We start from the raw sequence: 9,524 nt of genomic DNA, 5'->3' as shown, positions 1-9,524 counted from the left end.
CCGCACCCCGGACGCGGTGGCCGTCGCCGGCGATGACACGACCCTCACGTACGCCGAACTCGACCGGATCTCCGCAGACCTCGCCCGCGCGCTGGCAGGCCTCGGCATCGCCCCGGAGTCAGCGATCGGCGTCATGCTCGCCCGGTCGCCGGCCGTGGTGTCGGTGTCGCTCGGCGCGGTCCGTGCGGTCGGAGCCTACGTCCCGTTGGACGCGCGCTGGCCCGGGGAGCGGCTCGAACAGGTCGCCGGGGTGGCGGCCGTGCGCGTCCTCGTCCTCGACGAGGGCGCCTTCGCCTCCCCGTGGGTGGCCGCAATGGCCCAGCAGGTACCGGTCGTCGTCGTGGACCGGGTCGGCCGGATCCTGCGGGGCGCACCGGAGCAGCCGGGCCGCCCCGCTGCCGTGCCGGGCCCCGGAACCCTCGCCTACGTGATGTTCACCTCCGGCTCGACCGGTCTGCCCAAGGGTGTCGGGGTCACGCACGCCGACGTGGTGGCGCTGACGGCCGACTCGGCCTGGCAGGGCGGCGCCGCCCATGCGGTGCTGATGCACTCGGCCTATGTCTTCGACGCCTCCACGTTCGAGATCTGGGCCCCGCTGCTACGTGGCGGCAGGGTCGTGGTCGCACCGCAGGGCGTCCTGGAGGCCGCTGTCCTCGGCGATGCCGTCCGTGAGCACGGCGTGACCGCCGTCTTCCTGACGACGGCCCTGTTCAACGTGATCGCCGAGACCGATCCAGGCGCCTTCGCCGGCCTCCGGCTCGTGTGCGCCGGGGGTGAACTGGCCTCGCCGGACGCGATGCAGCGAGTGGCCGGCACAGCGCCAGGCGTGCGCGTCCTCCATGTGTACGGACCCACCGAGACGACCACCTTCGCTACCCGCTATGACGTGGCAGCCGACCTGCCGTCGGGCCCGCCGCCCATCGGACGGGCCCTGGACGGCCTGCGCAGTTACGTGCTCGACGGCTCCCTGAGCCCGGTCCCGCCGGGCGTGGTGGGCGAGCTGTACCTCGCCGGCCACGGCGTGGCGCGCGGATACATCGGGCTTCCTGGCCTGACGGCCGCACGCTTCGTGGCCGACCCGTTCGACGCCGGGGGCGGGCGCATGTATCGCACCGGAGACCTCGTCCGGTGGACCCGTGACGGGCAGATCGCCTACGTCGCCCGCGCGGACAATCAGGTGAAGCTGCGCGGTTACCGTATCGAGCTCGGCGAGATCGAAGGTGTGCTGGCTTGCTGCGAAGGTGTCGCCGACTCCTTCGCCGTCGTCCGCGAGGACGCGCCCGGTGACCGGCGGCTCGTGGCGTACGTGGTGCCCGCCACCGGGGCGCGTCCCGAATCCGCCGATCTCGCCCGGGCTGTCGGCCGGTCCCTGCCCGCCTACATGGTGCCCTCCGCGTTCGTCCTGATCGAGGCGCTTCCGCTCACCGTCAACGGCAAGGTGGACCAGCGCGCCCTGCCAGTGCCCGCGCACCATGCTCCGGGCCGCGGGCGTGCCCCCCGAACCGCGCGCGAGGAGATCCTCTGCGCACTCTTCGCTGACGTGCTCGGCCTGGACGCGGCGGGCGCGGACGACGACTTCTTCGCCCTGGGCGGCCATTCCCTGCTCGCTACCCGGCTCGCCGCACGCATCCGGACCGCGCTCGCCGTGGAGGTCCAGGTCAGGGCCGTCTTCGAGCACCCCACCCCCACCGCCCTCGCCGCCGCTCTGCACGGCGCAGAAGAAGCCAGGGCCCCGCTGGAGCGGGCCCGGCGGCGGCCCGATCCGCTGCCGCTGTCCTTTGCCCAGCAGCGCCTGTGGTTCCTCAACCGGTTCGAAGGGCCCAGCGCCACGTACAACGTGCCGATGGTGCTCCGCCTGGAAGGCCCGCTCGACGCGGACGCCCTGCAGAGCGCCCTGGCGGACGTCGTCGAACGCCACGAGAGTCTGCGTACCGTCTTTCCCGAGACCGACGGCGTGGCGCGCCAGCTGGTCCTCGACGCCAGTGGCGCCGACCTCGACCTGGCGCCCCGCGACACCGACCCCGGCCGCCTCGACGAAGTCCTTGCCACCGAGGTCGCGCACACCTTCGACGTGAGTGCCGACCTGCCCGTACGGGCCAGGCTGCTGCGGCTCGGCGCCGAGACCCATGTTCTCGTCCTGCTCGTTCACCACATCGCGGGCGACGGCTGGTCCCTCGCCCCGCTCGCCCGCGACCTCGGTGACGCCTACCGGGCACGCGCCGAGGGCGAGGAACCCTCCTGGACGGAACTCGTCGTCCAGTACGCCGACTACACCCTGTGGCAGCGCGCACTGCTCGGAGCCGACGACGACCCCACCAGCCAGGCCGCCCGCCAGCTGGACTTCTGGCGCACCGCACTCGCCGACGCCCCCGCCCTGCTCTCCCTGCCGTACGACCGGCCGCGCCCCGCCGTCACCGCGTACCGCGGCGACGCGTTCGCCTTCCCCGTCGACGCGGACACCCACCGGGCACTCGCGGATCTCGCCCGAGCCCGCGGATGCAGCCTCTTCATGGTGCTCCAGGCGGCCCTTTCGGTGCTCCTGTCCCGGCACGGCGCCGGTGAGGACATCCCGCTCGGCACGGCCGTCGCCGGACGCACCGACGAAGCCCTCGACGACCTGGTCGGCTTCTTCGTCAACACCCTCGTCCTGCGCACCGATCTGTCCGGAGACCCCACCTTCGAAGAAGTGATAGACCGGGTACGCGAGTTCGACTTGGCCGCCTATGCCCACCAGGACGTGCCGTTCGAGCGGCTGGTGGACGCCCTGAGCCCGGTACGGGCGCAGAACCACCACCCGCTGTTCCAGACCATGCTCGTCCTCCAGAACCAGGCGGACACCACCATCGGCCTCCGCGGTCTCACGGTCACGGAACAGCCCGTGCACACCGGGATCAGCAAGTTCGACCTGACCTTCACCTTCACCGAGTCACGCGACGGCGCGGGCCGGCCCGCCGGCCTCGGCGGAGTCCTGGAGTTCTCCACCGAGCTGTTCGCCCGCACCACCGCGCACGCCCTGGCCGCACGCCTCACCCGCCTGCTGGCCGCGCTCGCCGCCGACCCCGGCCGGCGGGTTCACTCAGCCGGCGTTCTGGACGCGGCGGAGCAGAGGAGCCTGGAGCGGGCCGCGCACGGCCCGCTCCGGGCCGCGGCGGCGCGCACGGCACCCGAGGCGTTTCGCGCACAGTCCGCCAGAACCCCCGAGGCGATCGCCGTACGGGATGGGTCGCACGGGCTCACATTCGGTGAACTGGACGCGCTCTCCGACGACTTGGCGCACCACCTGCACGGGCGGGGCATCGGACGCGGCGACCTCGTCGCCCTCGCCCTGGAGGGTACCGCCGACCAGGCCGTCGCGATGCTGGCGGTGGTCAAGGCGGGGGCCGCCTACCTGCCGGTCGACTTCGAATACCCCGAGGCCCGGATCAGCTACATGCTCGACGACGCCCGCCCGGCGCTGCTTCTCACCCACAGCACCCTCAGCGCCGCGCGGAACATCCCCACCGTGGCCTACCTCGCACTCGACGACCGGGCCGCATGGTCCACCGGGCGCGCGGCACCGTCCACCGCCGCGCCGCACCCCCTGGACGCCGCGTACGTCATCTACACCTCGGGTTCCACCGGCCGCCCCAAGGGCGTCGTCGTCACCCACGCGTCCCTGGTCAACCACATGGCGTGGATGGCCGGCCACCTCGGCCTCACCGACGAGGACCGTGTCCTGGCACGTACCTCGCCGAGCTTCGACGCCTCGGTCTGGGAGACCTGGCTGCCGCTGCTGCACGGCGGCTCCACCTGCCCCGTGCCGCCCGCGCTCAACCACGACCCGGCCCGACTGGTGGCCCGCATCCGCGAAGCGGGCGCGACCCTGGTGCAGTTCGTGCCCTCGCACCTCTCGCTCCTCCTCACCGAGACCGGTCCCCACGAGGCGCCCGCGAGCCTGCGGGCCGTCCTGTGCGGCGGTGAACCCCTGCCCCGGTCCCTGGCGGCGCGCGCGGGGCAGGCCTGGCGGGTCGAGGTGCACAACCTGTACGGACCCACCGAGACGACGATCGACGCCACGGCCCATCATCACCGCGGCGGGGAGGCGGACACCGTCTCAGGGGAGGGGGGAGTGCCGCTCGGCCGCCCCGTCGACAACACCCGCGCCTACGTCCTTGACGCCGGGCTCCGGCCGGTTCCGCCGGGCGTCACCGGCGAGCTCCACATCGCGGGCGACGGCCTCGCGCGCGGCTACCTGAGGCGCCCTGGCCTGACAGCCGCGCGATTCGTGGCCGATCCGTACGGCCCCGCAGGCAGCCGCATGTACCGCACGGGCGACCTCGTCCGACGGGATGCCGACGGCCTGCTCACCTATGTCTCCCGCGCCGACGACCAGGTCAAGCTGCACGGCTTCCGTATCGAACTCGGCGAGATCGAGGCCGCTCTCACCGCGCTCGACGGCATCACCGCCGCCTGCGCGGTTGTTCGCGAGGACCGGCCGGGTAAGCGGCGCCTGGTTGCCTACATCGTTCCCGACAGGCGCGCCGCAAGCCCGGCCGACAGCGAACTGCGCACCCGGCTGACATCGGCCCTGCCCTCGTACATGGTGCCGGCCGTCTTCGTCACCCTCGACGCGCTGCCGCTCCATCCCAACGGCAAAACCGACCGCAGCGCCCTGCCCGTCCCCGAGCGCCCCGCCGCCACCAGGCCGGGCGGGCAGCCGCGCACCGCACAGGAACGCGTCCTGTGCGACGTGTTCGCCTCGGTCCTGCGCAGCCCGGCCGTCCGCACGGACGACGACTTCTTCGCGCTCGGCGGCGACAGCATCCTCTCCATCCAACTCGTCAGCCGCGTCCGCGAGGCCGGGCTCGGAATCACCCCGCGCGACGTCTTCGTCCACCGCACCCCCGAGGCCATCGCGGCCGTCGCCACCGCACTCGGCCACAACGCCACCGCACCGGCCGAACAACGCACCGGCGAGATGCCGCCGACGCCCATTGCCGCCTGGCTCCTGGAACGGCCCGGCAGCACGGACGGCTACAACCAGTCCGGGGTGCTGCGCACGCCCGCGGGCGCCGACGGAGACAGGCTCGTCGCCGCCCTCCAACTGCTCATCGACCACCACGACATGCTCCGTCTGCGGATCAGCGGCCCGGCCGGCGGCGAACCCGTCCTCGAAGCCCTGCCGCCCGGCGCCGTGCAGGCCCGCCGCCACTTCACCCGTGTCGACATCGCCGGCCTCGACGTGGAAGCCGCCCGCGCCGCCGTCACCGAGGCGGGCGAGCAGGCGCGCGGCCGTCTGCGGCCCACGCACGGGAACGTGATCGAGGCCGTCTGGTGCGATGCCGGCCGGCACGCCCGCGGGCGCCTGCTGCTCGTGGTGCACCACCTGGCCGTCGACGCGGTCTCCTGGCGCGTCCTCGCGACCGACCTGGCCAGCACCTGGCACATGGTCACGGAAGCCGCGGACCGGGGTGAGCGCCCCGCTCCGGCCACAGCGCTGCCCTCCGCCACCACGCCCTACAGGGCATGGGCGCACCTTCTCTCGTCCCAGGCGCGCGGCGCCGCACGGGAAGCCGAACTCCCTCTGTGGCAGAGCGTGCTGAGCACGCCGGATCCACAGCTGGGATACCGGCCGCTCGACCCTCACCTGGACACCGCCGACGGGACACGCACCCTGGTCACACACCTGCCCGCCACCTGGGCGAAGTCCCTGCTCACCACCGCCCCCGGCGCCTTCCACGCCGGAGTGGACGACGTCCTGCTCACCGGCCTGGCCCTCGCCGTCTGCTCCTGGCGGGCAAATCGGGCCACCCGCCTCGGCGGGCCCCGGCCGGAAGGCACCGCCGTACTCCTCGACCTGGAGAGCCACGGCCGCGAGCAGATCTCCGAGCGCCTCGACCTCTCCCGTACGGTCGGCTGGTTCACCAGCCTCTACCCGGTTCGGCTCGATCCCGGACCCCTCGACGCCCGAGACCCCGGACGCTTTGACGCCGGCATCGTCGAACGCGCCGTCAAACGCGTCAAGGAGCAGCTTCGGACCCTGCCCGACCACGGCGTCGGCTATGGAATGCTGCGCCACCTCAACCCGGCGACGCGCTCCCGGCTGGCCACTGCGGCCCAGCCCCAGATCGGCTTCAACTACCTGGGAAGGTACGCCGCTTCGCAGGAACCGGCGGACAACACCGAAGGCGCCGACTGGGACGTCCTGCTCGACGGCGGCGGGCCACGGAGCCAGGACCCGGACATGCCCGTGCACCACGTCATCGACATCAACGCGCACACCGAGGACCTGCCCGACGGCCCACGCCTGGTGACCCGCTGGACCTGGCCCAGCGACCTTCTCAAGGAGGAGGACGTGGGCGCCCTGTCCGAGGCGTTCGTCCGCGCGCTGCGCACCATCGCGGAACACGTGCAACGCCCCGACGCGGGCGGCTACACGCCGTCCGACCTTCCCCTGGTCTCGCTCAACCAGGCACAGATCGACCGACTGCAGAACAAGTGGGGTGGCCGCAAGTGACCGGTTTCCAACTCGAAGACGTACTGCCGTTGACGCCGCTTCAGGCCGGCATGCACTTCCACGCCCTGTACGACTCCCACGCCGTCGACGTCTACACCGCGCAGTTCGTCTTCGAACTCGAAGGCCCCGTCTCGGTTCCCGCCCTGCGCGCCGCCATCGGCAGCCTGCTGCGCCGGCACGCCAACCTGCGAGTCGGGTTCCTCCACGAGGATCTGGACGAGGCTGTACAGGCTGTCGCCGCCGAGGTTTCCGTGCCGCTGGAGGAACTGGACCTCACCGCTACGCAGAGCACCGGCACGACTGAGGAACGCCTCACCGACTTCCTCGCCACCGACCGCACCCGGCGTTTCGACCTGACCACACCGCCGCTGATGAGGTTCGCCCTGCTGCGCACCGCGCCAGAGCGCCACCGTCTCGTGTTGACGAGCCATCACATCCTTTTCGACGGATGGTCGATGCCCCTCCTCGTGCGGGAACTGTTCGAGCTGTACGCGTCGCAGGGCGACGACAGTGCCCTGCCGCGCGTCACCCCCTATCGCACCTACCTCCTCTGGCTGGCGCAACAGGACCGAACCGCCGCTCGGGAGGCCTGGTCCACCGCCCTGGCCGGCATCGAGGCCCCCACCTTGCTCGCCGGGCCCGGCAAAACGGGTGCGCCCGCCTCAGCTGAACTGCCCGAATCCCTCCTCCTCGACCTGGACACCGCCACGACGCACCGGCTTCGCGAGACGGCCCGCGCCCACCGGCTCACTCTCAACACCCTGGTCCAGGGTGCATGGGGCCTTGTCCTCGGGCACCTCACCGGACGCCTCGACGTCGTGTTCGGCGCCACCGTGTCCGGCCGCCCGCCGGAGATTCCCGGCATCGAGTCGATGGTCGGCCTGTTCATCAACACCGTGCCGGTACGGCTGCGCCCGACACCCGGCGAATCCCTGGCCGCACTTCTGACCCGGCTTCAGGACGAACAGGGCCGTCTCCTCGGCAGCCAGCACCTGGGCCTGACCGAGATTCAGGGTCTCACTGGCCTCGACGAACTCTTCGACACCCTGACCGTGTTCGAGAACTACCCGATGGACGACGAGGCCCTGCGCACCGCGCAACAGGGACTGCCCGGTCTGGCCGTCACCGGATTCAGCGGAACGGACGCGGCCCACTACCCCCTCACCCTCACCATCGCGCCGGGTAACGCTCTGAGGATCACCTTCGGATACCGGGCCGCCGTCCTGGACCGCGAAGAGGTGGCCCGCACAGTCGCCCGTATGCGGCGCCTGCTGACGGCGATGGCACAGGGACTCGACCGCCCCGCCGACGCCGTTCCCCTCCTCCTGGACAGCGAGCGCGAGATGCTGCTCTCCCAGGGAACCGGCGCCGAACTCCGCTGCGAAACACGGGAGCTGAGTATCCCGGACACCCTGGCCGCACGCGCCGCCCGGCACCCGCACGTGGTGGCCGTGTCCGGAGCGGGCGAGCAACTGACCTATCGGCAGCTCCGCGATCTCTCGGACGGCCTGGCCGGCGCCCTGACCGGGCTCGGGACCGGATTCGAGGACACCGTCGGCATCCTCGTGGCCCGCTCGACCGCCACGGTCACCTCCTCCCTGGGAGTCCTGCGCGCAGGTGCCGTCTATGTGCCGCTCGACCCGCGCTGGCCCACCGAGCGGCTCAACCGTGTGGCCGAGGTGGCCGCCCTGCGCGTCGTGATCGTCGACGTGAGCACTCGCGCACACCCCTGGATACGTCAACTGGACCCGGGCGTAACCGTGCTGACCGTAGACGCCGCAGGCACCGTCCGGCACGGAGGCCCGGACACCCCGGGTGCCCTCCCGGCTGTCACGGGCGGCAACCGGCTCGCGTACATGATGTTCACCTCCGGATCCACCGGACTGCCCAAGGGGGTCGGCGTCACTCACGCCGACGTGACAGCACTCGGGGCCGACAGGAACTGGAGCGACGGCGCGGCCGACGCCGTTCTGATGCACTCGGCGTACGTCTTCGACGCCTCCACCTTCGAGATCTGGGCCCCCCTCCTCAACGGGGGCCGTGTCGTCGTGGCACCCGAGGGCACGCTCCAGCCCGCCGTGCTCCGGGACCTCATAGCCCGGCACGGCGTGACCGCGGCGTTCCTGACGACCGCCCTGTTCAACGTATGGGCCGAAACCGACACAGACTCCCTCGGCCTGCTGCGCCTGGTCGCCACCGGAGGCGAGGCCGCCGCGCCCGGAGTCCTACAACGCATCGCCACCGCCCACCCGGACCTTGTCGTCCTCCACGTCTACGGGCCCACCGAGACCACCACCTTCGCCACCGTCCACCGCGTGCGCCCCGATACCGCCCCCGGCGGCGCGGCCCCGATCGGCCGACCGCTCGACGGCATGCGCGCCTACGTCCTGGACGCGGCGATGCGACCCGTGCCGCCGGGCGCCGAAGGGGAGTTGTACGTCGCGGGCGCTGGCGTCGCCCGCGGATACGTGGGGCGGCCCGGCCTCACCGCCACCCGGTTCGTCGCCGATCCGTTCGCCGGCACCGGCGCACGCATGTACCGCACCGGCGATCTGGTGCGCTGGGGCATCGACGGCACGCTGCACTACACGGCCCGGGCGGACCAGCAGATCAAACTGCGCGGCCACCGCATCGAACCCGCCGAGATCGAGACAGTGCTCCGCGCCGACCCGTCCGTGAGCACCGCCTGCGTACTGGTCCGCGAGGACCTGCCCGGCGACCGGAACCTCATCGCCTACGTCGTCCCCGCCCCCGGACACACCCCGAAACCAGGGCCGCTCGCCGCGTACGTCGCACTCCACCTGCCCGCCTACATGGTGCCGGCCGTCATCCAACCGGTCGACGCGCTGCCACTGACCCCCAACGGCAAGCTCGACCGGGCCGCCCTGCCCGCACCCGCCACCCCGCCCGGCACAACAGGCCGGACGCCACGCGGCGGCCTTGAGGAAATCCTTGCCGGACTGTTCGCCGACGTGCTCGGCGTACCACGCGTCGGCGTCGACGACAGCTTCTTCGCCCTGGGCGGCCA

2 protein-coding genes are annotated in these 9,524 nt (G+C 72.3%); both read left to right on the top strand.

What is annotated here, in order from left to right:
- The coding region (locus J1C73_RS19920) for a non-ribosomal peptide synthetase (RefSeq protein ID WP_207317601.1) at positions 1-6,496 on the top strand (6,496 nt) is incomplete at its 5' end.
- On the top strand, positions 6,493-9,524 hold a 3,032-nt coding region (locus tag J1C73_RS19915), incomplete at its 3' end, for a non-ribosomal peptide synthetase (protein WP_207317600.1). The genes J1C73_RS19920 and J1C73_RS19915, both read left to right, overlap by 4 nt.

The organism is Streptomyces laculatispora (genome assembly GCF_017353455.1).
GTDB classification, from domain to species: domain Bacteria; phylum Actinomycetota; class Actinomycetes; order Streptomycetales; family Streptomycetaceae; genus Streptomyces; species Streptomyces laculatispora.
This window is presented reverse-complemented; position numbering and strand designations above follow the sequence as displayed.